The organism is Streptomyces sp. NBC_01635, assembly GCF_045209715.1.
In the GTDB taxonomy this organism is placed as follows: domain Bacteria; phylum Actinomycetota; class Actinomycetes; order Streptomycetales; family Streptomycetaceae; genus Streptomyces; species Streptomyces hirsutus.
The window spans coordinates 6,004,455-6,028,576 of the sequence record NZ_CP109277.1; the positions used below are offsets into that span (position 1 = coordinate 6,004,455).

17 protein-coding genes are annotated in these 24,122 nt (G+C 73.1%); 10 read left to right on the forward strand and 7 right to left on the reverse strand.

Annotated elements, in window-relative coordinates; translation table 11 throughout:
- Positions 1 to 20 precede the first annotated feature (20 nt).
- On the reverse strand, positions 21 to 2,540 hold the full coding sequence (locus tag OHB56_RS28035; protein WP_406356327.1) for a DEAD/DEAH box helicase: 2,520 nt from the start codon (positions 2,538 to 2,540) through the stop codon (positions 21 to 23).
- Between the two features lie 475 nt (positions 2,541 to 3,015).
- Here OHB56_RS28035 and OHB56_RS28040 point away from each other — a divergent pair, with 475 nt between their 5' ends.
- On the forward strand, positions 3,016 to 3,771 hold the full coding sequence (locus OHB56_RS28040; RefSeq protein ID WP_055597224.1) for a ferritin-like fold-containing protein: 756 nt from the start codon (positions 3,016 to 3,018) through the stop codon (positions 3,769 to 3,771).
- A gap of 52 nt (positions 3,772 to 3,823) precedes the next feature.
- Here OHB56_RS28040 and OHB56_RS28045 read toward each other — a convergent pair whose 3' ends face one another.
- From OHB56_RS28045 to OHB56_RS28060, 4 genes are all read right to left on the reverse strand, one after another.
- Entirely contained in the window at positions 3,824 to 4,093 is a 270-nt protein-coding gene (locus OHB56_RS28045; protein ID WP_055597223.1) for a hypothetical protein, read from the reverse strand.
- Positions 4,094 to 4,462: 369 nt separating this feature from the next.
- A complete protein-coding gene (locus tag OHB56_RS28050; protein ID WP_326754633.1) occupies positions 4,463 to 4,690 on the reverse strand; it encodes a DUF3107 domain-containing protein in 228 nt (75 codons plus the stop codon).
- Positions 4,691 to 4,864: 174 nt separating this feature from the next.
- Positions 4,865 to 5,503 carry a TetR/AcrR family transcriptional regulator gene (locus OHB56_RS28055; protein ID WP_055597228.1) on the reverse strand — a complete coding sequence of 213 codons (639 nt, stop codon included), beginning with the start codon at positions 5,501 to 5,503 and terminating at the stop codon, positions 4,865 to 4,867.
- 227 nt (positions 5,504 to 5,730) lie between these two features.
- Positions 5,731 to 5,958, reverse strand: a complete 228-nt coding sequence (locus tag OHB56_RS28060) for a hypothetical protein (RefSeq protein WP_326754634.1) — start codon at positions 5,956 to 5,958, stop codon at positions 5,731 to 5,733.
- Positions 5,959 to 6,155: 197 nt separating this feature from the next.
- Between OHB56_RS28060 and OHB56_RS28065 the strand changes: the two genes are divergently transcribed.
- From OHB56_RS28065 to moeZ, 7 genes are all read left to right on the forward strand, one after another.
- The gene (locus OHB56_RS28065; RefSeq protein ID WP_326754635.1) at positions 6,156 to 7,250 is read left to right on the forward strand and encodes an alpha/beta hydrolase; all 1,095 of its coding nucleotides are present in this window, start codon (positions 6,156 to 6,158) and stop codon (positions 7,248 to 7,250) included.
- Positions 7,251 to 7,258: 8 nt separating this feature from the next.
- Positions 7,259 to 8,791: a DUF3152 domain-containing protein gene (locus tag OHB56_RS28070; RefSeq protein ID WP_406356331.1), complete on the forward strand. Its 1,533-nt coding sequence runs from the start codon at positions 7,259 to 7,261 to the stop codon at positions 8,789 to 8,791.
- A gap of 243 nt (positions 8,792 to 9,034) precedes the next feature.
- Positions 9,035 to 10,816 (forward strand): DUF3492 domain-containing protein, encoded by a 1,782-nt coding sequence (locus tag OHB56_RS28075; protein WP_406356333.1) that lies wholly within the window; start codon positions 9,035 to 9,037, stop codon positions 10,814 to 10,816.
- Positions 10,813 to 11,994 carry a hypothetical protein gene (locus OHB56_RS28080; protein WP_406356335.1) on the forward strand — a complete coding sequence of 394 codons (1,182 nt, stop codon included), beginning with the start codon at positions 10,813 to 10,815 and terminating at the stop codon, positions 11,992 to 11,994. Before OHB56_RS28075 ends, OHB56_RS28080 begins: the two co-directional genes overlap by 4 nt.
- 40 nt (positions 11,995 to 12,034) lie before the next feature.
- The gene (locus OHB56_RS28085) at positions 12,035 to 13,054 is read left to right on the forward strand and encodes an NAD-dependent epimerase/dehydratase family protein (RefSeq protein ID WP_055630982.1); all 1,020 of its coding nucleotides are present in this window, start codon (positions 12,035 to 12,037) and stop codon (positions 13,052 to 13,054) included.
- Positions 13,042 to 13,866 carry a spherulation-specific family 4 protein gene (locus OHB56_RS28090; protein WP_326754640.1) on the forward strand — a complete coding sequence of 275 codons (825 nt, stop codon included), beginning with the start codon at positions 13,042 to 13,044 and terminating at the stop codon, positions 13,864 to 13,866. The genes OHB56_RS28085 and OHB56_RS28090 overlap by 13 nt, the downstream gene beginning before the upstream one ends.
- 64 nt (positions 13,867 to 13,930) lie before the next feature.
- Entirely contained in the window at positions 13,931 to 15,109 is a 1,179-nt protein-coding gene (moeZ, locus tag OHB56_RS28095) for an adenylyltransferase/sulfurtransferase MoeZ (protein ID WP_326754641.1), read from the forward strand.
- A 92-nt stretch (positions 15,110 to 15,201) separates the two neighbouring features.
- On the opposite strand, the gene OHB56_RS28100 is transcribed toward moeZ, so the two are convergent.
- Both OHB56_RS28100 and OHB56_RS28105 read right to left on the reverse strand, forming a co-directional pair.
- On the reverse strand, positions 15,202 to 16,677 hold the full coding sequence (locus OHB56_RS28100) for an alpha/beta hydrolase (protein WP_406356338.1): 1,476 nt from the start codon (positions 16,675 to 16,677) through the stop codon (positions 15,202 to 15,204).
- A 153-nt stretch (positions 16,678 to 16,830) separates the two neighbouring features.
- Positions 16,831 to 19,653, reverse strand: coding sequence for a YbhN family protein (locus OHB56_RS28105; protein ID WP_406356339.1), 2,823 nt, complete (start codon positions 19,651 to 19,653; stop codon positions 16,831 to 16,833).
- Positions 19,654 to 19,851: 198 nt separating this feature from the next.
- On the opposite strand from OHB56_RS28105, the gene OHB56_RS28110 reads away from it, so the two are divergent.
- Together OHB56_RS28110 and OHB56_RS28115 are read left to right on the forward strand one after the other, a co-directional pair.
- On the forward strand, positions 19,852 to 20,295 hold the full coding sequence (locus tag OHB56_RS28110; RefSeq protein ID WP_406356341.1) for an MGMT family protein: 444 nt from the start codon (positions 19,852 to 19,854) through the stop codon (positions 20,293 to 20,295).
- A 219-nt stretch (positions 20,296 to 20,514) separates the two neighbouring features.
- Positions 20,515 to 23,913, forward strand: coding sequence for an ATP-dependent helicase (locus OHB56_RS28115; RefSeq protein ID WP_406356343.1), 3,399 nt, complete (start codon positions 20,515 to 20,517; stop codon positions 23,911 to 23,913).
- The last annotated feature ends 209 nt before the right edge of the window (positions 23,914 to 24,122 follow it).

Sequence of the window (24,122 nt, forward strand, 5' to 3'; positions counted from 1 at the left end):
AATCGTGCCTCTGGTGCGGGTCAGGCCTCCGTGGACTCCGCGGGAGCCGTTGCCGCGGCCTTGCGGGTGCGGCGGACCCGGGGCTTCGCCTCGGCCGTCTCCGGCGCGGCCTCGGATGCGGCCTGTGCCGGGATGCCGACGGCGGCCTCGGCGGTCACGGTGGCCTTGCGGGTACGGCGGCGGGGCTTGGCCTCGGCCACCTCGACAGCCTCGGCGGCCTCGGTGGTGTCGACGGCCTTGGCAGCCGCCGTCTTCCTGGTGCGCTTGGGCTTCACCTCGGCTGCGGCGTCCACCGCGGCTTCCGGCTCCTGCACGGCGGTGGCCGCCTTGCGGGTGCGGCGCGGCTTGACCTCGGTGGCCTCGACCGTGTCCACGGCCGTCTCCGCCTTGGCAGGAGCCTTGCGGGTGCGCCGGGGCTTGGCCGCCTCGGTCTCCGCCGGCTCGGCCTCGGAAGCGGCCTGTGCCGGGATACCGGCGGCGGTCGCGGTGGCCTCGGCGGTCACGGTGGCCTTGCGGGTGCGGCGACGGGGCTTGGCCTCCGTGCCTTCGGCGGTGTCGAGCACGGCCTCGGCCTCGGCAGCCTCGGGGGCCTTGGCCACGCTCTTGCGGGCGCGGCGCGGCTTGGCAGGAGCCGGCTCCGGTGCGGATCCGGCGGTCACCTCGGCGGTGTCCACCACCGCCTCGGCAGCCGAAGGCGCGGTCGCGGCCACGGACTTGCGGGTCCGGCGGCGACGCGGCTCGACGGGGGCCTCGGGCTCCCCGGCCTCCGGGGCTGTCCCGGTCACGGCGGTGCTCTCGGCCGACGGGGCGACGGCGACCGCCACCGCCGCGTCGGCCTCGACCGGCGAACCGGCCGGGGCCGCGGTGTCGACGGCTGCCGTCTCCGCGGACCTGCGGGAACGGCGGCGGCGCGGCTTCGACGGGGTCTCGGGGCTCTCCGGGTGCTCCACAGCGTCCCCGGACGTGCCCTCCACCGTCGCGACAGCGGCCTCGGCGGACTCCACGGGCCCGGTGGACTCGACCGGTCCGGTGGACTCGACCGCGGTCACCGGGGAGGTCGTGGCCTCGGCCGGGGCTCCGCCGCGCATACGGCGACGGCGACGCGGGGTGCGGGAAGCCGTACCGGCCTCCGTCTCACCGGTGTCCTCGACGGGCAGGGCCGTCGGCTGCTGCGCCGAGTCGCTCAGCGGCGTACCGCCCCGCGTACGGCGACGGCGGCGCGGCGTACGGGCCGGACGCTCGTGGTCGGCGGACGGGGAGTCGCCCCGGTGGTCGGCCCGCTCACCCCGGTCGGTCCGGTCGGCCCGCTCGTTGCGGCCACCGCGTCCGCGCGGGCCGCCACGGCCGCCCGGCTCGCCCAGGTCCTCCAGCTCCTCCGCGTCGAGCCCGGCGCGGGTGCGCTCCGAGCGCGGAAGGACACCCTTCGTGCCCTCGGGGATGCCGAGGTCGGCGAACAGGTGCGGGGAGGTGGAGTACGTCTCCGGCGGGTCGCTGAAGCCCAGGTCCAGCGCCTTGTTGATCAGCTGCCAGCGCGGGATGTCGTCCCAGTCGACCAGCGTGATCGCCGTACCCTTCGCTCCCGCGCGGCCGGTACGGCCGATGCGGTGCAGGTACGTCTTCTCGTCCTCGGGGGACTGGTAGTTGATGACGTGCGTGACACCCTCGACGTCGATGCCGCGGGCGGCGACGTCGGTGCAGACGAGTACGTCCACCTTGCCGTTGCGGAAGGCGCGCAGCGCCTGCTCGCGGGCGCCCTGGCCGAGGTCGCCGTGGACCGCGCCGGAGGCGAAGCCGCGCTGCTTGAGCTGGTCGGCGAGGTCGGCGGCGGTGCGCTTGGTGCGGCAGAAGACCATGACCAGGCCCCGGCCGTCCGCCTGGAGTATCCGCGAGACCAGCTCGGGCTTGTCCATGTTGTGCGCGCGGTAGATGAACTGCGTGGTGTTCGCGACGGTCGCGCCCTCGTCGTCCGGCGCGGTGGCGCGGATGTGCGTGGGCTGCGACATGTAGCGGCGGGCCAGCCCGATGACCGCGCCCGGCATCGTCGCCGAGAACAGCATGGTCTGACGGCGGGCCGGAAGCAGGTTGATGATCTTCTCGACGTCGGGCAGGAAGCCCAGGTCGAGCATCTCGTCGGCCTCGTCGAGGACGAGGGCCTTGACATCCTTCAGGTTCAGCTTCTTCTGCCCGGCCAGGTCGAGCAGCCGGCCCGGGGTGCCGACGATCACGTCGACCCCCTTCTTCAGGGCCTCGACCTGCGGCTCGTAGGCCCGTCCGCCGTAGATCGCGGTGACGCGGACATTGCGCACCTTGCCGGCGGTCAGCAGGTCGTTGGTGACCTGCGTGCACAGCTCGCGGGTGGGGACCACGACGAGCGCCTGCGGCGTGTCGGTGAGGTCCTCGGGCTTCGCGCGGCCCGCCTCCACGTCCGCGGGGACGGTCACGCGCTCGAGGAGCGGAAGGCCGAAGCCCAGCGTCTTGCCGGTACCGGTCTTGGCCTGGCCGATGACGTCCGTACCCGTCAGGGCCACGGGGAGCGTCATCTCCTGGATGGGGAAGGGAGTGATGATGCCGACGGCTTCCAGGGCCTCGGCGGTCTCGGGGAGAATCCCGAGCTCTCGGAACGTAGTCAGGGTGCTGCCTCTTCTGTGTGCGCGGTGCGAGGCGAGCGCGGGGGTCGTCTATGGACCGTGCCGGGGACGTCGGCTGCCTTACGGGGATGCCGTAGGGCACGGGACCACTGCCGACGCTCTAGCGCTCGTACCGCTGAGGGTCCCTCCGATCGTCGTACGCAATGTGCCGTACGGTCAGGGAGAGCGGTCGGGGCGGAGCCGATCGGGCCTCCGACCGGGCATCCTCATACACGCGCCCTGCCGACTACGTCAGAGTATTCGGCGGGCGCATTACCACCATACCCTGGATTCGCGCACACACCATGGCCGATTTGGCCACGTAGCCGTCGTCACACGTGTTGACCAGCGCCTTACGGCCCGCGACGAGCGGGCTATTGTGCGGATTATGACGAGCTCTGACAAGCCTGACCGCGCCGGGGACACCCCCGACACCTCTGCCGCGCCGACCGGCGTCGCCGCCATGGACTGGGCGGCGGCCTCCGCCGATCCGCAGTACCGCGCGGCCATCGTGGACCTGCTCGGCGCGCTCGCGTACGGGGAGCTGGCGGCGTTCGAGCGGCTCGCGGACGACGCCAAGCTGGCCCCCACGCTGGATGACAAGGCGGAGCTGGCGAAGATGGCGTCGGCCGAGTTCCACCACTTCGAGCGGCTGCGCGACCGCCTGGCCGGGATCGGCGAGGAGCCGACCGTCGCGATGGAGCCGTTCGTGGCCGCGTACGAGGGCTTCCACAAGCAGACCGCGCCCTCCGACTGGCTCGAGGGACTCGTCAAGGCCTACGTCGGCGACTCGATCGCCAGCGACTTCTACCGGGAGGTCGCGGTCCGGCTGGACTCCGACACCCGCGCGCTGGTGCTGACCGTGCTCGACGACACCGGACACGGCGGGTTCGCCGTGGAGAAGGTGCGCGCGGCGATCGACGCGGACCCGCGGGTGGGCGGACGGCTCGCCCTGTGGGCGCGTCGGCTGATGGGTGAGGCGCTGTCCCAGTCGCAGCGGGTGGTGGCCGACCGGGACGCGCTGTCGACGATGCTCGTCGGCGGAGTCGCGGACGGCTTCGACCTCGCCGAGGTCGGCCGGATGTTCTCCCGGATCACGGAGGCCCACACCAAGCGGATGGCGGCCCTGGGCCTGGCGGCCTGAGAGCCGCCGGGCCCCGCCCGCTTCCGTCCCTCCGTAGGGTGCCGGTGGCCGGTCAGGCGGTCGCCGACCGGCCTCGGAGTCTGCCCGCGGGACGCAGGAGCAGCGACAGTGACGCCACGGAGAGGATCGCCGCGCCGGACAGGGTCGTGAGCAGGTTGCCCGCGTCCAGCGCGCTGTGCGTGAGGAACGCGCCCAACAGTGCCCCGGCCGCGCCGGTCGACAGGACCAGGGCGCGGGCGGGGAGGCGGTGCGGCAGGCGGCGCGTGGCCGCCCATGCCAGAGCCAGGCCGAGCATCACTGAACTGAGCGCTTCCAAGAGCATGTCGGGGTCCCTCCCACATGGCCGGCCTGCTCGCATCGGTCGTAGCCCGTCTTACCCCTGACCTGCGGAGTCCAATCCTCCCCTGGAGGGGCCTATGTCCCGTCCGTGCGGGTGGAGACGCTGGCGCGCGGCAGCGGAAAACAGCCGGGGGCGCAGGGGGAGGACAGGGAGAGAAGCCGAACGGAGCAGAGGCGGAGGCCGCGCGGAGGCGCCGACCGGAAGAGGGCGGAGAGCCGGAGCGGCGGAGCGTGGGAACGACGGGGAGAACGGGGAGGCGGAGCGACGGAGAGCCGCGGAGCGGGGACACGGAAGGGCCTGGCGGCTCGAGGTGTCGAGCCGCCAGGCCCTTCCGTGTCTGCCGGTCGTCGCCTACAGCGCGCCGAAGCCCACCTTGCGCGGGGCCGGCTCGCCGATCTCGACGTACGCGAGACGGTCGGCCGGGACCAGGATCTTGCGGCCGTGCTCGTCCACGAGACTCAGCAGCTGAGACTTCCCGGCCAGCGCCTCGGCCACCAAGCGCTCGACCTCCTCGGCGCTCTGACCGCTCTCCAGAACGATCTCGCGGGGCGCGTGCTGCACGCCGATCTTGACCTCCACGGCTATGTCCCTCCGACGGTCAGTGAAGTGCGCGGCCTTCCGCGCCGTACTCAGCACACATTAGCCCGGTGCGGGGACCCGCACGCTCAGCCCCCACAACGCCAGGAGCGAACAGCCGACGGGAACACAAGGCGGCCCCCGCCGGCTCGCACGCGCCGTCCGGCGCTGTCGGAACTACTGCTCGCTGCCGTGCAGCGGGAATCCGGCGATGCCCCGCCAGGCCAGCGAGGTCAGCAGTTGGACCGCCTGGTCGCGCGGCACACTGCGGTCGCTGTGCAGCCAGGACCGCGCGACGACCTGGGCCAGACCGCCCAGCCCCGAGGCGAGCAGCATCGATTCCTGGCGGGACAACCCGGTGTCCTCGGCGATGACGTCGCAGATCGCCTCGGCGCAGTCGTTGGTGACCCGGTCCACGCGCTCGCGCACGGCGGGCTCGTTCGTCAGGTCCGACTCGAAGACCAGGCGGAAGGCGCCGCCGTCGTCCTCGACGTACGCGAAGTAGGCGTCCATGGTCGCCCGTACGCGCTGCTTGTTGTCGTGCGTCGACGCGAGCGCGTGGCGCACCGACTGGATCAGCGATTCGCAGTGCTGGTCCAGCAGCGCCAGATAAAGGTCGAGCTTGCCCGGGAAGTGCTGGTAGAGCACCGGCTTGCTGACACCCGCACGCTCGGCGATGTCGTCCATCGCCGCCGCGTGGTAACCCTGCGCGACGAACACTTCCTGGGCGGCGCCCAGGAGCTGGTTCCGTCGGGCACGGCGCGGCAGGCGTGTACCCCTCGGGCGCACGGTCCCTGTCTGCTCGATGGCTGTCACGCCGCCTCCCATTGTCGTCCACGTGCGGTGTGAGCCGCGCCGTCATCGTACTTTTCGGTAACCGTGCTGTGCGCGGTGAGAGCGCAGAATTTCACGGACCGGACGATGCCGAAAGGCGTACAGACGGTTTCAAAAGCTGCCAGACGGGGCAAAGTGAAGCCTCGCTTCCACATGTGTCTTTCCCGTGAAGGTGCCCTTCGGTGGCCTCCCCGGCTCTCTCGTCGCCGTTACCGGTAGTCGTCCTCGTCGAGGGAGACGACCCTGGCCTGCTCGGCGAGGTCCGCCTCATTGGCCCGGTCGGCGTCCGCGCCGGTCAGCGGGTCGTCGCGGTCCGGGGTGAGCTCCGCGAACTGTTCGGCCGCATCGGCCTCCGGCGCCTCGACGCCGTACTCCATGCCTTCGTCGGCGTCGTTGCTTTCCTCGAACGTCTCGGGATCGGTGGGGTCTATGGCCATGGCTGGGCTCCCTTCCTACGAACGTCCCCGGAGCATGCGGGGGCCACATACGGGTGCCCTGGGTACGAGCCTAGGAGACACCCGATCCGGGCGCTATGCGATCCGCGGCCGGGATGTGCCGCGGCGCGCACGCGCCGGGGTCGTCCTGTGACCGCAGACACAGGAGTCCCGGCGTGATCGTCTCGTAACATTGCCGCATGTCTTCGACCGACCTGCCGCCCGTGCCGCCGCCTGTGCCGCCCGTGCCGCCCGCGACCGTGCTTCCCGAGGCGGCCGCCGTGAGGGTCGCCGAGGGCGAGCGTCTCAGGTCGGTCGAGCTCCCGGGCGTCACCCTGTCCGTGCGGTCGAGGTCACCCGCGCGCGAAGGGCTGCCGCCCGCACTCCACATCCACGGGCTCGGGGGATCGTCGCAGAACTGGTCGTCGCTGATGCCCTTCCTGGAGGACGTCGTCCACAGCGAGGCCGTCGACCTTCCGGGCTTCGGCGACTCGCCGCCCCCGGACGACGGCAACTACTCGATCTCGGCGCACGCACGCGCGGTGATCCGTTATCTCGACTCCACCGGGCGCGGCCCCGTGCACCTCTTCGGTAATTCTCTCGGCGGCGCGGTCGCCACCCGCGTCGCCGCCGTACGTCCCGACCTCGTCCGCACGCTCACGCTCGTGTCACCGGCCCTTCCCGAGCTGCGCGTGCAGCGCACCGCCGTGCCGACGGGACTGCTGGCGCTGCCCGGGGTGGCACGGCTGTTCACCCGGATCAGCCGGGGATGGACGGCGGAACAGCGCGTCCGGGGTGTCGTGGCGCTCTGCTACGGGGACCCCGGGCAGGTGTCGCCGGAGGCGTTCCGCCACGCCGTGCAGGAGATGGAACGGCGGCTGCGGCTGCCGTACTTCTGGGACGCCATGGCACGCTCCGCGCGGGGACTCGTCAACGCGTACACCCTCGGCGGCCAGCACGGGCTGTGGCGTCAGGCCGAGCGGGTGCTCGCGCCGACCCTGCTGCTGTACGGCGGCCGGGACCAGCTCGTCGGCTTCCGGATGGCCGGGCGCGCGGCCCGCGCGTTCCGCGACTCCAGATTGGTCACCCTGCCCGACGCGGGCCATGTGGCGATGATGGAATACCCGGGGGCGGTGGCTGCCGCGTTCCGTGAACTCCTCTTGGATACAACGGATTCGGCCGAGAAGGGGGATACTTTGGAGCTGGGCGCGAAGGGCGCACCGGGCTCGGCCGCCGGTATCACCGCGGACGAGGCCGCCGACGGCGGGGCCACCGCCGAGAGACTGAGGGGCTGAGGCGCGACGTGGGACGCCACAGCCGTCGTGGACCCGCACCCAAGGGCGACGCCCGCCCGGCGCGGGGGACGACGCCCCCGGAGCAGGGGGCGACCTCCGGCGGAACCGGCGCGTACAGCCCGCCCGGCCCGTACGGCTCACCCGGGCAGGGAGCACAGGGGGGCGTCCGGCCCGCAGGGCCCGGGACCCCGGCCCACGGCGTACCGCGGCTTCCGGACGGCTGGCTCCCGGACGGGACACCGGCGCGTGGAGTGCCCCGCCCGCCCGACGGTACCCCCGCCCACGGCTTCCCCCGCGTCCCCGACGGCACCCCCGGGCACGGCGTACCGCGGGCCCGCGGCGCCGGCCATCCCGAGCAGCGGGACCCCGGCGGCGGCTGGGGCGAGTGGGAAGGAAGCAGCGCGGATCCCGGGTACGCCGGGCCGGCCGGCAGGGCGGCCGTACCCCTGCCGCGACAGCGCCAGGCACCGCCCGAGGGGCCGCGCGGGTCACTGGGGCCGCGAGGGCGGCGGGGCCCGCGGCAGGACTACCTCGACGCCTTCGACGAGGGTGACGACTTCTTTGCTTCCCGCCCGCCCGCAGCGACCCGCCCGGCCTCCGTGCATCCCGCGGACCCCTACGACGCCGTCACCGACTGGCGCGCCGCCTCGGCCGCCCGGCCCCCGGCCGGCACCGACGACGTCGCGCCACCCACCGGGACACCGGCACAGGCCAAGGGCGCCAAGGGGCGCGCGTTCACCGGGATCGCGGCCGCCGCCGTCACCACCGTGCTGGCGGTCGTCGTGGCCGGCCAGGTCGCCGAGGGAGGGGACGGTTCCGACGACCTCCAGGCGCAGTCCGCCCCCGAACAGGCGGCGCGCGACGCCCGGGACCCCGGTGTGAACGGGGGCGCGGGTGATGAGCGGAACACGTCCCCGGACGCTCCCCGCGCCGCCGGGCCGCTGACGTACGCCCAGAAGATGGACAAGAAGTACCCGCTCGGCGCCACGGCCGAGGGCTCGGGGAAGTTCGACGCGGTCCCCGGCATCGCCGACGCGCCGGGCAAGGGGCAGAGGGTCACCTATCGCGTGGACGTGGAGCGGGGGCTCGGTCTGGACGGCGTGCTCTTCGCCGATGCGGTGCACAGGACGCTCAACGACAACCGCAGCTGGGCGCACAACGGCGCCCGCGCCTTCGAACGGATCCATTCCGGCAGTCCCGACTTCGTCATCACCCTCGCCAGTCCCGGGACGACCGCCGACTGGTGCGCCAGGTCCGGCCTGGACACCACGGTCGACAATGTCTCCTGCGACTCGGCCGCCACCGAACGCGTCATGATCAACGCGTTCCGCTGGGCGCAGGGCGCCGAGACGTACGGCGACGAGATGCTCGCCTACCGCCAGATGCTGATCAACCACGAGGTCGGCCACCGCCTCGGGTACAACCACCTCAGCTGCGACAAGGACGGCGATCTGGCCCCGGTCATGCAGCAGCAGACCAAGTTCCTCGACCACGACGGAATCAGCTGCCTGCCCAACGCCTGGCCGTACCCGAAGGGCTGACGGACGCGTCGGGGCCGGCACGGGCCGTGGGCGCCCGTGCCGTGTCCGTCGCCGTCCGCATGGTCATCCGATCTCTTGGCGCGACCAAACGCGCCCCGCGCCGGAAAGTTACGACCGTTCACCCCTTCCGGTGGTGCGACGGACAACCGTCCATCACGCCACCCCCTTGACCGTCTACGTTCGTCCCGCTGCGAGCCGCCGGGCCAACGGCGGCTCCCCATACGGGAGATCGGGGGTGCACTCGTGCGCATCGGACTGCTTACGGAGGGTGGTTATCCGTATGTGAGCGGTGACGCCGGACTCTGGTGCGACCGTCTCGTGCGCGGGCTCGGGCACCACGAGTTCGACGTCTACGCGTTCAGCCGCAGCGAGGCCCAGGAGGACGGCGGCTGGGTGCCGCTGCCGCCCCAGGTCGGACGGGTGCGCACCGCGCCGCTGTGGACGGCCGAGGACGACGGGGTGGTGTACGGCAGGCGCGCGCGCCGGCGCTTCGCCGAGCACTACGGCGAACTCGCCGCCGTCCTCTGCACGTCGGACCCGGGGCCCGCGTCGGACCCCGCGGCCCCCGACGCGGACCCCGGGACGGGAGGGACGCCCCGTGCCCCGGCCGAGGCGGACCGTTTCACCGGAGCTCTGTACGGCCTCGCCGAACTCGCCCGCGACGAGGGCGGTCTCGTGGCCGCCCTCCGCTCCGAGACCGCCGTACGCGCCCTGGAACGCGCCTGTCGTGCGCCCCGCGTGCTGCCCGCCGCGCGGGAGGCCCGGGTGTCGGACCTGCTGGCTGTGGCAGCGCACCTGCACGAGGCCCTGCGCCCCCTCTCGCTCGACTGGTACGAGGAGGACGGGCTCGGCGCGGTCGACCTGTGCCACGCCGCCTCCGGCGGCACGGCCGCCCTTCCGGGCCTGCTCGCCGGCCACTTCTTCGACGTCCCCCTGCTGGTGACCGAGTACGGCGTACGGCTGCGCACGCACTATCTGACCCGGCCGGACTCCTCACCCGCCGTCCGGTCCCTCCTCGCGGCCTTCCACGGCCGGCTCGCCGCCGAGACCTACCGGCGGGCCGTTTTCCTCACTCCGGGCAACACGCATGCCCGCCGCTGGCAGGAGCGCTGCGGCGCCGACCGGGCGAAGGTCCGCACGGTCCACCCCGGGATGGACGCGGCGCCCTTCGCGGAGGTGGGCGAGTCCCCGGAGCGCGCCGATCCGCACACCCTGGTCTGGACCGGCCGGGTGGAGCCCGCCAAGGACCTGGTCTCGCTGCTGCACGCGTTCGCCGGGATCCGCGCCGCCGAGCCCGGGGCCCGCCTGCGGATCATCGGCGGCCCGGCCGGCCCCGAGGGCGCCGCCTACCTCGAGCACTGCCGGGAACTGGCCGCGCGGCTCTTCCCGCACGGGACCGGGTCCCCGCACGCCGACGGCGCCGGTCCGGTGTCCTTCGAGGAGGTGGGCGGTCCGGGGCTCGCCGGCCCCGCCGACGCGTACGCCGCAGCCGCCGTGACCGTTCTGTCCAGCGTGGTCGAAGGCTTCCCCACCGGACTGGCCGAGGCGATGCTCGCCGGCCGCGCGACGGTGTCCACGGACGTCGGCGCGGTGGTCGAGGTCGTCGGCGGCACCGGACTCGTCGTACCGCCGCGCGATCCGCAGGCGCTCGCGGAGGCGTGCGTGTCGCTGCTGCGCGATCCCGAGCGGCGCGCGCGCCTCGGTGCCGCCGCGCGCGCCCGCGCACTCGAACTCTTCACCGTCGAGCAGAACATCGCCGCGTTCCACGACCTGTACCTGGAGATCGTCGCGCGTACCCCGGCCCGCCGCGTCCGCCTGAACGGCACGGGTGATCCCTTGCCCTTCGCCGCCCCGGTCGAGGCCCACGTCCCCGGCCACTGGACCGACCTCGCCTCCCGCCGGCCACCCCGTACCACCCCCACCTGGGCCACGGACACACCGGCTCGGGCCCTCTCTCCGGCTCGGGCGGCCACCGACCCGGTGCCGGGTGCATCACCGGTCCCCGCGACGGAGGCGGCACGATGACGGACCTCGACGAACTGGACCGCGAGTCCGCCCGGCCCGGCGCCGGCCGAGGCACCGCCGACCCCGTGAAGGCGCTGCTGCACCGCCACCGCGAGCTGTGCGAGAGAGCGGTGGACCCCCTGGAGATCGCGGCGGGCCTGGAGGCGCACGGCGTCACCGACCGGACCGCCGCGCGCTTCAAGCACCGGGACGTCTTCTCCCTCGCGGAGGAGCTGTACGCCCGGATCCCGCGCGACGGCGACGCCCCCCGCCCCTCCGCCGCCACGACCGCCCCGGGGCCCCGCGTCGGCTGGGTCGTCCTCACCCTGCTCCCCGGCGCCCTCGGCCTCGCGTCGGTGGCCGCCCTGCGCCTCACCCACGGCCAGAGCCGCCTCTACGCGGTCGCCGCGGGCGTCCTCGCCATCGCCCTGGCCCTGCGCGCGGCCCTCCGACGCGGCAGCCCGCTCGGCACCACGCCCACTACGTCCACCCCGTCCACCACGGGCACGGCGGCCTGGACCTGCTGGCTCCTCGGCTACGCCCTCCTGGGTGACGGCCTGCTCCACACCGCGATCACCGGTGGCCCCGACGGCCCGCCCACCCGCGGCCCCGGCAGCCCCGAGGGCGACTGGGCGCTCGCCGTAGCCCCGGCCCTGGCCCTCACCCTGGCCTTCGCCCCCGGGGCCTGGAGTGCCCGGCTCTTCGCCGTACGGGCCCGCCGCAAGGTCGCGGCCAGCCGCGGCCTCGAAGACTTCGCCGACTCCGTGCGCCCCCTGCTGTTCGGAACCTTCGGCCTGTTCCTGTGCGCCCTGGCAGCTCTCTTCACCCTCTGCGCCACGGTCCTGGACGAGCCCTTCACCCACCACGAAGTGCTCACCCTGGGCGCTCTCCTCTTCCTGGCCCGCCTTCTCACCCTCCACGGCTTCACCCATGCGCCGAAGGTGGTCCTCGCTGCCGCCGCCCTCGCCCAGGCCGCGGCCCTGGCCGCGGTCTTCGCGGCCCGCCTGCCCGGCTGCGGGGCATTGGCCACCCCCGTGGAAACCCTGGTCACCACCTGGGACCCCAGCGGCGTCGCCACCCTCATCTGCGGCGCGGCCGCCCTGACCCTTCTGATCCACGCAGCACGCACCCTCACCCGAGCCTCGGCCCACGCCCAGCACGCCCAGCCGGAGGCACCACCCCAAGGAGATCCCGCATGATCACCCGCCCAGCAGCCTCGGCCGTCACAGGAGCCACCCGATGAGAGTCCTGCTGATCGGAGCCAACGGGTACATCGGCCGCTTCGTCGCCGACCGTCTGCTCGCCGACCCGGCCGTCCAGCTCACCGCCCTCGGCCGCGGCGACGACGCCGACGTCCGCTTCGACCTCGCCACCGGCAGCCCCGGCGCACTCACCCGGTTCCTCGACGCCGTCCACCCCGGCGTCGTGGTCAACTGCGCCGGCACCACCCGCGGCGGAGCCCGCGACCTCACCCGGCACAACACCGTCGCCGTCGCCACCGTCTGCGAGGCCCTGCGCCGCAGCGGCTGCGGCGCCCGGCTCGTGCAGATCGGCTGCAGTGCCGAGTACGGCCCCAGCCAGCCCAACTCCTCCACGGCGGAGGACGCCGTCCCCCGCCCCGGCGGCCCGTACGGCGTGAGCAAGCTCGCCGCGACCGAACTCGTCCTCGGCTCCGGCCTGGACGCCGTGGTCCTGCGGGTCTTCTCACCCGCGGGACCCGGCACCCCCGCCGGTTCGCCGCTCGGCCGCCTGGCCGAGGCCATGCGCCGCGCCATGCAGTCCGGCGACGGCGAACTGAAGCTCGGCGGTCTCGGCGTCCAGCGCGACTTCGTCGACGTCCGGGACGTGGCCCGGGCCGTGCACGCGGCCTCGCTCTCCGCCGCGCAGGGGGTCATCAACATCGGTTCGGGCCGTGCTGTCCGCCTGCGGGACGCCGCCGCGGTACTCGCCCGCGTGGCCGGCTACGGCGGTGCCCTCCAGGAGCTCGACGGCCCGCCCGGGGCCCACGCCTCCCACGGCGGTCATGGCGGTCACGCGGGGCACATCGCCCACACCCCGCATCTCAGGCCGGCCATCGGGCACCCACGCGGCGAGTCCGACCCGCACGCGGCATCGGTCGCGTTCCCGTACCCGGACGGCTGCGGCAGCTGGCAGCAGGCGGACGTGCGCACCGCGCGCGACCGGCTCGGCTGGCGCCCTCGGATCAATCTCGAGGAGTCCCTCGCCGACATCTGGATGGAGGCGGCATGTCGTATCTGATCAACCGGAGCCATCCGAGCGGTCCAGGTCATCCGAGCGATCCGGTCCTTCCCGTCCCTCCGGTCGCCGCGGGCGACAGCAGGCCCGGCACCGGCGTCGGTGCCCGTACCGGCTTCGGGGTGCCCGGCCTGGCGCACCCCCTTCTCGCCCCGGCCGAGTGGAACGCGCTCACCCGCCCGGGAGGCGCAAGCCCTCTGCACTGGGTCGTCCTGAACGTGGCCGACGGGCCCGGAGTACACCCCGACCCGAGCTGCCTGGAAGCGGTCGGCCGCCTGCGCAACGCCGGTGTCCGCATTCTGGGCCGTCTCGACTCGGCATACGGCCTCCGGGACGTCGGCGAGCTGCTCTCGGACGCGCACCGGTTCATCGACTGGTACCGAGCCGACGGCTTCCTCCTGGACCGCTGCCCCGCGGACCGCGCCGCGCTCCCCGCGGTCCGGCGCGCGGTCCGTGTCCTCCGGGTGATCCGGGACGACGCCCACATCGTCCTCGGCCACGGGACCCACCCGCACCCCGGCCACGCCGACATCGCCGACCAGCTGGTCACCTTCTCCGGCTCGTGGCACGACTACCGCTGGTCACAGGCGGCCGAGTGGACCGTCGACCACCCGCCCGAGCGCTTCTGCCACTTCGTCCACGGAGTGCCCCGGCCGCATCTGGAGGAGGCGCTGCGCATCGCCCGCTGGCAGGGCGCCGCGACCGTCTGGTTCACCGACCGCACCGACCGCGACAGCCGCATCAGCCCCTGGGAACCGCTGCCCGGCTACTGGGACGAGGTCGTCTCGCAGGTCGGGATGGGTGTCTCGGAATGAAAAGGGCCATGGCACTGTTGGAGGGAAGAACAACCGTAGTGATTGACCGACCAACGGAGTCCCCGTGTCGTTGCCACCCCTGGTCGAGCCGGCCGCCGAGCTCACCGTAGACGAGGTCCGCAGGTACTCCCGCCACCTGATCATCCCCGACGTGGGGATGGCCGGGCAGAAGCGGCTGAAGAACGCCAAGGTGCTGTTCGTCGGCGCCGGTGGCCTGGGTTCGCCGGGGCTGATGTATCTGGCCGCGGCCGGCGTGGGCACGCTCGGCATCGTGGAGTTCGACGAGGTCGACGAGTCGAACCTGCAGCGACAGGTCATCCACAGCCAGGCCGACATCGGCCGGCCCAAGGCCGAGTCCGCGCGCGACACGATCAAGGGCATCAACCCTTACGTGAACGTGATCCTCCACGAGGAGCGCCTCGAGGCCGACAACGTGATGGGCATCTTCAGCGACTACGACCTCATCGTCGACGGCACGGACAACTTCGCGACCCGGTACCTGGTCAACGACGCGTGCGTGCTGCTGAACAAGCCCTACGTCTGGGGTTCGATCTACCGCTTCGACGGCCAGGCCTCCGTGTTCTGGTCCGAGCACGGCCCCTGCTACCGCTGCCTCTACCCGGAGCCCCCGCCCCCCGGCATGGTCCCCTCCTGCGCCGAGGGCGGCGTCCTGGGCGTGCTGTGCGCGTCCATCGGCTCCATCCAGGCCAACGAGGCCATCAAGCTCCTCGCCGGCATCGGTGAGCCGCTCGTCGGCCGCCTGATGATCTACGACGCCCTGGAGATGCAGTACCGCCAGGTCAAGGTTCGCAAGGACCCCGACTGCGCGGTCTGCGGCGAGAACCCGACCGTCACCGAGCTCATCGACTACGAGGCCTTCTGCGGCGTCGTCTCCGAGGAGGCCCAGGCGGCGGCCGCCGACTCCACGATCACTCCCAAGCAGCTCAAGGAGTGGATGGACGAGGGCGAGAACATCGAGATCATCGATGTCCGCGAGCCGAACGAGTTCGAGATCGTCTCCATCCCCGGCGCCCGGCTGATCCCGAAGAACGAGTTCCTCATGGGCAGCGCCCTGGAGAGCCTCCCGCAGGACAAGAAGATCGTCCTGAACTGCAAGACGGGCGTCCGCAGCGCGGAAGTCCTCGCGGTCCTGAAGTCCGCGGGCTTCGCCGACGCCGTCCACGTCGGCGGCGGCGTGGTCGGCTGGGTCAACCAGATCGAGCCGGCGAAGCCGATCTACTGACCGATCGGCAGGCCCGGGCTCGCCACCGCGACCCCGGACAGGTCCCGGGCGGGGGCCCCACGCACCACGGGTGCGTGGGGCCCCCGCCGCCGTCATGAACAGACCTTGCCGTCCTTCGGCACCGTGCCGTCCAGCAGATACGCGTCCACGGTGGAATCGACACAGTCGCTCCCACTGCCGTACGCGCCGTGGCCCTCGCCCTCCCAGGTGAGCACGATCCCCACGCCCTCGCCCAGCTCGTCCGCCATCCGCTGAGCGCCCTCGTACGGAGTGGCGGGATCGCCGGTGTTGCCGATCACCAGGACCGGAGCGGCACCCGGCGCGCTCACCTCCGGGGTGTCGTGCTGACCGGGGACCGGCCAGTCGTGGCACCAGCCGGCCGTGTCCCAGCCGAGGAAGGGGCCGAACACCGGCGAGATCCGCTCGAACTCCGGCAGCAGTTCCCCGGTCTGGGCCGCGGTCATCCGCTGCTTGTCGTCCAGGCACGATATGGCCCGCTGCGAGTGGGTCGTCGTGCCGTACTTCCCCGACGCGTCCCGTTCGTTGTAGCCGTCGGCCAGCGCCAGCAGCTCCGAACCGTCGCCCTCCTCGGCCGCCTCCAGCGCGCTGGTCAGCACCGGCCAGCCGTCCTTGCTGTACAGGGGGAGGACGATGCCGGTCAGCGCCAGCGACTGGGTCAGCTCCCGCCCCTTCGAGGACGTCGGCAGCGGCTCGGCGTCCATCCGGTCCAGCAGCTCCGCGATCTCACGCGACCCCTGCCCGGGGTCCCGGCCGGTGGACTTCAGATAGTTGTCCAGCGCACGCTGGAATCCGCGGGTCTGGTTCTCGGCGTGCCCCACCGTGTCGGCGCTCGGGTCGACCACCGCGTCGAGGGTCAGCCGCCCCACCTTCTTCGGGAACAGATGGGCGTAGACGCCGCCGAGTTCGGTGCCGTAGGAGATGCCGAAGTAGTTGAGCCTGTCGTCGCCCAGAGCCTGCCGGATGCGGTCCATGTCACGGGCGGTGTCGGTGGTCGACACATGGGCCAGCAGCTTGCCGGCCGACTCCTGGCAGCCCTTGCCGAAGTCCGCCGCGTCCGCGAGGTACGCCTGCTCCTCGGCCGGGGTGTCCGGGGTGGAGTCCACCGACTCGGCCGCCTGGATCTCCTCGTCGTCCCGGCAGCGGATGCCCTCGCTGGCGGCCACCCCGCGCGGATCCCAGCTCACCAGGTCGTACCGCTCGCGCAGCTTCGAGGCGGTGGTGGCGTAGGAGGGCATCATGGAGACACCGGAGCCGCCGGGCCCGCCGAAGTTGAACAGCAGGGACCCGAGGCGGTCGTCCCCCGTGGCCTTCGCCCGTATCAGCGCCAGCCCGATCGTCCCGCCGTCCGGTTCCGACCAGTCGAGCGGCACCCGGAGGGTGCCGCACTGCCATTCCTCACCGGGCGCGGGCGTGTCCCCGGAGGCCTCGCAGCGCCCCCAGTCGATCGCCGTACCGCCCCTGTCGTGGTCGTCGGAGCCGCCGCTGCACCCTGCCGTCAGCAGCGCGGCACAGGCCGCCAGAGCCGTCCACCGTGCGAAACGCGTCATGTGCCCCATTCCCCTCGCGGGCCGTCCGCACCGTGCGGCGGATGGCGGTCAGGCCATGGTAGGCAGGTCCCGCGTTCGCCGCGGAAGCCTGTGGACAACCTTCTGACCTGCTGTTTCATGGTGTTCGTTGTCTGCTCGTGCCGCCTGTTGCGGCTACAGCGCTTGCTTGCGGGTGAGGTGGTTGAAGGCCAGCCATCCCGGGAGGACCGGCAGCCACAGGGTCAGCAGCCGGAACAGCAGCACCGCCGGCGCGGCGACCTCGCTGGGCAGTCCGACCGCGATCAGACCGACCGTCAGCGTCGCCTCGACCGCTCCCACACCGCCCGGGGTGGGAGCCGCCGACCCCAGCGCGTTGCCCGCGAGGAAGACCACCGCGACACCGGCCAGGCTGATCGACGTCGTCCCGTCGCCGAACGCATGGACGGAGGCGTACAGGCACAGCACGAAGCAGGCGGTCAGCAGCAGCATGCCGCCGATGCCGGTGACCAGCTTCTGCGGGCGTTGCAGCACATCGAGCATCCGCGGCACGACACCCGCGAAGAGCGATCGCACACGGGTGAAGAGGAACTTCCGCAGGAACGGCACCGAGGTCACCACCAGCACCAGCACCGCCACCGTCAGCAGACCCGCGATGACCGTACGGGACGGTGACAGCGAGGGAGTCTTCTCGGTACCGGTCAGATAGCCGAACGCCAGCAGCATCAGGATGTGGCAGCCCAGCCCGAACAGCTGGGAGGCGCCGACACTCGCCACCGCGAGCCCCGGGCGCACCCCGGCACGCTGGAGGAACCGGGTGTTCAGGGCGACACCGCCCACCGCAGCCGGGGCGACGATCTTCACGAAGGAACCGGCGACCTGCGCCGCCACCGTCCTGACGAACGGCACCCGCTCCGGCACGAACCCCAGCAGCGCCAGGGCGGCGGCGAAGTAGCTGGCGGCCGAGAACAGCGCGGCCGCAGCCACCCAGCCCCACTCCGCGTTGGCGATCAGCGGCCCGAACTCGATGTGGGTGAGCTGCGTCAGCAGGAAGTACCCGCCGATGGCGCCGGCGATGAAACTGATCAGCGTGCGCGGACGCACCCGCTCCAGGCGGACCGGCTCGACCGGCGCCTGCGGCCTGATCCGCAGCACCTCGTGCCGGATCTGCGTGAGCATGTCCTCCTCGCGGGCCTCCTCCAGTGCCTCGTCGAGCGCCCGCTTCTCGGCCCGCTGCTCCGCGCGTACGGCCTTCTTGTCGGGCTTCCCCGCGACGGCGGGCCCGTCGGCCGGGGGCTCCCCGGAGAGGTCCGCGGCCTGCTCCGCGCGCAGCTGCTTGGCCTGACGGGAGGCCTCCAGGACCGCCTCGCGCTCGCGCTCGGCCCGCTCCCGGGCGAGCCGGCGCAGCGTCGCGCGCGTGGAGCGGCTCAGCGCGATCGGCTGAAGCATCGGCAGGCAGTCCGCCACGGCGTCGGGACCGAGCACGCCCAGCGCCGAGGCCACCGCGCGTTCGGCGCCCACCCGCAGCCCCAGCGTCACCAGCAGCTGGGCGACGTCCATGCGCAGCAGCACTTCGCCGGCCGCGATCTCCCCGACCCGCAGATCGGTGAGGATCACCGTGCCGGAACGATCCACCAGGATCGCGTCGCCGACCAGCCTGCGGTGTGCGATCCGGCGGGACTGCAACGCCTGCACCTGACACCAGGTGTCGTGCAGCAACGCGTCGGTGATCTCCTCGTCCGGCAGCGAGTCGAGGGTGCGCCCGCCGCTGTGCTCGTAGACGAGCATCACCGCGTCGGGCCCGAGCTCGGACATCGCGATCAGCTTCGGCGCATTGGCACCGGCCGCGATGGCCGCGTACGCCAGCAGCGCCTCCTGCTCGAGCGCCTGGCGCAGGGACTGGAGGCTTCTGCGGGTGGCGAAGCCGCGCAGGGTCAGATTGCGCCACGCGCGGTAGAAGAAACCCTGCGCCTGCTGCTCGCGGTCGACCACGGTCACGTCCAGCGGCGGACCGTTCTCCAGGGTGACGAAGTACCGGCGGCCCCGGTCCCCGGCCTCGACGGCGTCCGGCGTCTCCTGGCGGGACGCGCTCACCGGACGGAAGCCGACGGTCCGCAGACCCGCCATCAGGGTCTGCCCGGTGGGGCGCACATTGGGCGACCCGACCGCGTAGAGGGTGCCGTAGGCGACGGTCCAGCCGAGCAGCACCGTCAGGATGATGGAGAACGGAGTCGTGTACCCGGTGACGAGCATCGAGAAGGCGTCGAGGAGCAGCACGACCCACAGCACCGCGCGCCATCTGGGTCTGCGGGACATGCCGACGGCCGTCATGTAGGCGATGACCGGAGCCAGGTAGCCGTGCACCGGATCGGTGAGGACGTGGATGTCGCCGGGGGAGGGCTGGGTCAGCGCATCCTGGATCGAGCCGGGGGCGGCCCGCGCGACCCACAGATCGGTGGCGAGTGTCACGCCGTGCGCGAGGACGGCGGCGAGCACCCCGTCGGCGATCCGCAGCCCGTCCCGTTTGATCAGCCGTTCGATGGCGAAGGCGACCGGCACGAGGAGGATCGCGATGCTGGAGGCCAGACCGGCGATCTTGATGAGCAGGTCGGGCGCCTGACCGGTGCCCTTGGTGATGTCCTGTTCCAGCCCCGAGGTGGTGCCGTGGGCGAACGCGGCGATCGCCAGCAGCACCCCGATGGCGAGCACGCCCACCAGGAGCCGCATGAGATCGGACGGACGGTGCACGCGCGCGGGGAGAAGGGGTTCGTCGCCCTCGACCTCCTCGACGTGCGCCGGATCGGTGCCGTTCGTGCCGTCGGCGCGGTGGGCGTCCAGAGCGGCCTGCTTCCCGGCCGCCTCGGTGCCGGCGTCCTTGGTGTCGGCGTTCTGCGGATCGATGGGATCGATGTCCTGTGGACCGGTGCGACCGGGGTCCGGGCGCGACGAAGCGGCAGGGGTGCCCGCCGTGTCCCCGGGGTGCGCACCCTGCTCCGTCATTGCCTCTTCTTGATCTCTTATCACCAGTCACCGCCCGCACGATGGTGGCATGCCGCGCCGCCGCACGCGGGCAGCAGGGTCGACGCGCGGGGTCGCACAGTCTGCCCGAAGCGCGGTTCCCGGGCGAGGCGTACACACGCCCCGGTACGCGACACATCGCCGGCCGCGTTGTCGGTGGGGTGGTGCAGGATGGGACGGATGAGCCAGCAGCGCCTTCCGTCCGAAACCGGCCCGGAGCACGCGGACGCCCTGCCCGAGTACGCCGAGCGTGTCCTCGACGTGGCCGAGCGGATCCCGCCGGGCCGCGTCATGACGTACGGCGACGTGGCCGAGTGGCTGGAGGAGGGCGGTCCCCGGCAGGTCGGGCGCGTGATGGCGCTCTACGGGGGAGCCGTCCCGTGGTGGCGGGTCGTCCGCGCGGACGGGGTGCTGCTGCCGGGCCACGAGCTGAGAGCCCTCGACCACTACCGCGCGGAGGGGACTCCCCTGAAGGAGGCGAGCCGGGCCGCCGACGGGCACCTGCCGCGCCTCGAGATGAAGCGCGCGCGGTGGGACGGCGGCGGGCTCGCGGACGGCGACGGGCACGCGGGGGATCACATCGGCCGGCTTCCGCCCTCGGACGTACCGCCGTACGGCCTGTGAGCCGTACAGGCAAAACAGGACACGCCCGTGGCATGACGTACGTTCGTGAGGCGGGTGGCACGAGTGCCGCAGGTGCCGGGAGGGAAGAAACGGAAGCTCTGCTTCCATGCTCTCTGTCGGCGTAGCGTCAACCGCACGTGTCCCCCTCGACCCCGCGGCCACCGCCCTCCACACGCGGTGGAACGGCAACCAGCACACCCACCAGGACCGGCGAACCACGTGAGCTCCTCTTTCTCCACTCATGGCCTGTCGCACCCCCAGGTGCGGCGGGGGAACCGTGGCGTTCATCGACTGGTTCGTACCCCGCCGGCCCGTACATCCCCCCCTCGGCTGGACGCTGCACAGCGCTCCGTGGTTGACCACGGGACCGGACCGATGCTCGTCCTCGCAGGTCCGGGCACCGGGAAGACGACCACACTGGTCGAGTCGGTGGCCGCGCGGATCGCCCGCGGAGGTGATCCCGGACGCATCCTCGTGCTGACGTTCAGCCGCAGGGCGGCGGTCGAGCTGCGCGACCGCATGGCCCTGCGCACGGGGGCCGCGCACGCGCCCCAGGCGACCACGTTCCACTCGCTGTGCTACGCCTTGATCCGCGCCCACCAGGACAGCGACCTCTTCGTCGAGCCGCTGCGGCTGCTGTCGGGCCCCGAACAGGACGTCACCGTCCGTGAGCTGCTCGCGGGCCAGGTCGACCTGGAGCGCCTCGGCCTGGCGCATGTGCGCTGGCCGGACGAACTGCGCGCCTGCCTGACCACCCGCGGCTTCGCCGACGAGGTCCGCGCGGTGCTCGCCCGCAGCCGCGAGCTGGGCCTCGGCCCCGACGCCCTGGACGCCTTCGCCCGCCGCATCGGACGCCCCGACTGGCGTGCCGCGTCCGCCTTCCTCGCCGAGTATCTCGACGTCCTCGACCTGCAGGGCGTCCTCGACTACGCCGAACTGGTCCACCGCGCGGTGCTCCTCGCCCGCCGCCCCGAGACCGCCCGGCAGCTCGCCGCGCGCTACGACGCCGTCTACGTGGACGAGTACCAGGACACCGACCCGGCGCAGGTGCGGCTGCTGCAGGCGCTGGCCGGCGGCGGCCGCACCCTGGTCGCCCTCGGCGACCCGGACCAGTCGATCTACGCCTTTCGGGGCGCGGACGTGAACGGCATCCTGGACTTCCCCGACGCTTTCCCCCGCGCGGACGGCCGTCCGGCCCCGGTCGAGGTGCTGCGCGTCGCGCGCCGCTCCGGCGCGTCCCTGCTGGCGGCCACCCGTCTGATCACCCAGCGCATGCCGCTGCCCCGGCTGCCCGCCGAGAAGGTCCGCGCCCACCGGGAGCTCGCCCCGGTGCGGGACGGCGGCCGGGCCGAGGTCTACACGTATCCGACCTCCGGCACGGAGCTGGACAACATCGCCGACATCCTGCGCAGGGCCCACCTGGAGGACGGCGTCGCCTGGAACGACATGGCCGTCCTGGTGCGGGCCGGTTCCCGCACCCTTCCCGCCGTCCGCCGCGCCCTCGCCTCGGCGGGCGTCCCGGTGGACGTCGACGGCAACGACCTTCCCCTGCGCCACGAACCGGCGGTGGCCCCGCTGCTCACGGCCCTGCGAGCGGTGGCGACGGCGGAGGCGGCCGACGGGCCGGAGCAGGAGCCGGAGGCTCCGGGGCAGGAGGCTCCGGGGCAGGAAGCTCCGGGGCAGGAACAAGGGCGGGAAAAGGGACAGACACAGGAGGCAGGGTCGGAGCAACCCTGCTGGCTCGACACCGAGACCGCGCTCACCCTGCTCACCTCCCCCCTCGCCGGCATGGACGCCGCGGACCTGCGCCGTCTCGGCCGGGCCCTGCGCGAGGAGGAGCGGGCCGCGGGCAACGTGCTGCCACCGCCCTCGGACGAACTCCTCGCGCGGGCCCTGGCCGAACCCGAGCGGCTGGTCGTGCACGACCCCGCCTACACGCGCGGAGCCCAGCGGCTCGGCACGCTGCTGCGCACGGCACGTGAGCGCCTGGCGAGCGGCGGCACCGCGGAGGAGGCGCTGTGGGACCTGTGGGACGGCACCCCGTGGCCCACGCGACTGGAACGCTCCGCCCACCGCGGCGGTGCGGCCGGCCGCAACGCCGACCGGGACCTCGACGCGGTGTGCGCCCTGTTCGCCACCGCCGCCCGTGCGGAGGAACGCACCGGAGGCCGCGGCGCCCTGAACTTCCTGGAGGAGATCGACGCCGAGGACATCGCCGCGGACACCCTCACCCGTCGCGCCGTGCGCCCCGACGCCGTACGCCTGATGACCGCGCACCGCGCCAAGGGCCTGGAGTGGCGGCTGGTCGTCGTGGCCGGTGTCCAGGAGGGCCTGTGGCCCGACCTGCGCCGCCGCGGCTCCCTGCTGGAGGCCGACCGCATCGGCCGCGACGGGCTCGCCGAACCGCTCACCCCCGGTGCGCTCCTCGCCGAGGAACGCCGCCTGTTCTACGTCGCCGCCACCCGCGCGCGTGAACGGCTCGTCGTGACGGCCGTGAAGGCCCCCGCCGACGACGGCGACCAGCCCTCCCGCTTCCTGACCGAACTCGGCGTCGAGCCCAAGGACGTCACCGGGCGCCCGCGCCGCCCGCTGTCCGTCGCCGCGCTCGTCGCCGAACTGCGTGCCACCACCGTCGACCCGCGTGTCTCCGACACCCTCAGGGAGGCCGCCGCCCGCCGGCTCGCCCGGCTCGCCGCCCTCGCCGACGAGGACGGCCGCCCCCTGGTGCCGTCCGCCCACCCGTACCGCTGGTGGGGCATGTACGAGCCCACCCGGAGCAAGGTGCCGCTGCGCAGTCGCGACCAGCCCGTCGTGCTCTCCGGCAGCGCCCTCGACCAGCTCGCCAACACCTGCGCCCTGCAGTGGTTCCTCGGCCGGGAGGTGAAGGCCGACGCCCCCGCGACCGCCGCCCAGGGATTCGGCAACGTGGTGCACGTCCTCGCCGACGAGGTGGCCTCCGGGCACACTCCGGCCGACCTCGCCGTCCTCATGGAACGGCTCGACTCCGTGTGGAACGCACTCGTCTTCGACGCGCCCTGGAAGTCCCAGCAGGAGAAGCAGAACGCGCGTGTGGCCCTCGAACGCTTCCTGAAGTGGCACGTCATGGACCGCACCGGCCGCACCCCGGTGGCCAGTGAGCACGACTTCGACGTCCGGCTCGAAGCAGGCGACTACGAGGTCCGCATCCGCGGTCAGATGGACCGCGTCGAAGCCGACGGCGAGGGCCGCGCCTACGTCGTCGACTTCAAGACCGGCAAGCACGCCCCCAGCTCCGCCGAGGTGGCCCGCCACCCCCAGCTCGCCGTCTACCAGCTCGCCGTGCAGGAGGGTGCCGTCGACGAGGCGTTCGACGGGACGCGGCCCGGGACGGGCGGCGCCGAACTGGTCCAGCTGCGCCAGCCGGCCGCCAAGCGGGACGGCGGGGAGACCCTGCCCAAGGTGCAGGCCCAGGAGCCGCTGGAGGGGGAGCAGGGGGAATGGGTCGGCGACCTGCTGGCGACGGCCGCGGGGAAGGTCCTCGACGAACGCTTCACCCCGAGCGCGGGGCAGCACTGCGCCCACTGCGCCTTCCGCGCCTCCTGCAGCGCCCGCCCCGAGGGCCGGCACGTGATCGAGTGACCGGGCGGATCATCGCGGTGGCGCCCACGGCCCCGTGAGGCGCGCGAGGGGCGGTGCACGCCCCGGAGGCACAGGACCTGACGGGACGCACGACCTGGTGGGACACACCACCTGACGGGACACGCGACCTGGTAGGACACACCACCTGGCGCGGGGCGCCGACGGCCGGCGTGACGCATCGCACCATCCGCGCCGACCTGCGGTTATCC

Bases quoted from the DNA above. Each gene is read 5' to 3' on its own strand.
- OHB56_RS28035 (WP_406356327.1), bottom strand. From the start codon at position 2,540: ATGACGCTCCCCGTGGCCCTGACGGGTACGGACGTCATCGGCCAGGCC.
- OHB56_RS28040 (WP_055597224.1), top strand. From the start codon at position 3,016: ATGACGAGCTCTGACAAGCCTGACCGCGCCGGGGACACCCCCGACACC.
- OHB56_RS28045 (WP_055597223.1), bottom strand. From the start codon at position 4,093: ATGCTCTTGGAAGCGCTCAGTTCAGTGATGCTCGGCCTGGCTCTGGCA.
- OHB56_RS28060 (WP_326754634.1), bottom strand. From the start codon at position 5,958: ATGGCCATAGACCCCACCGATCCCGAGACGTTCGAGGAAAGCAACGAC.
- OHB56_RS28065 (WP_326754635.1), top strand. From the start codon at position 6,156: ATGTCTTCGACCGACCTGCCGCCCGTGCCGCCGCCTGTGCCGCCCGTG.
- OHB56_RS28080 (WP_406356335.1), top strand. From the start codon at position 10,813: ATGACGGACCTCGACGAACTGGACCGCGAGTCCGCCCGGCCCGGCGCC.
- OHB56_RS28085 (WP_055630982.1), top strand. From the start codon at position 12,035: ATGAGAGTCCTGCTGATCGGAGCCAACGGGTACATCGGCCGCTTCGTC.
- OHB56_RS28090 (WP_326754640.1), top strand. From the start codon at position 13,042: ATGTCGTATCTGATCAACCGGAGCCATCCGAGCGGTCCAGGTCATCCG.
- OHB56_RS28100 (WP_406356338.1), bottom strand. From the start codon at position 16,677: ATGACGCGTTTCGCACGGTGGACGGCTCTGGCGGCCTGTGCCGCGCTG.
- OHB56_RS28105 (WP_406356339.1), bottom strand. From the start codon at position 19,653: ATGACGGAGCAGGGTGCGCACCCCGGGGACACGGCGGGCACCCCTGCC.
- OHB56_RS28110 (WP_406356341.1), top strand. From the start codon at position 19,852: ATGAGCCAGCAGCGCCTTCCGTCCGAAACCGGCCCGGAGCACGCGGAC.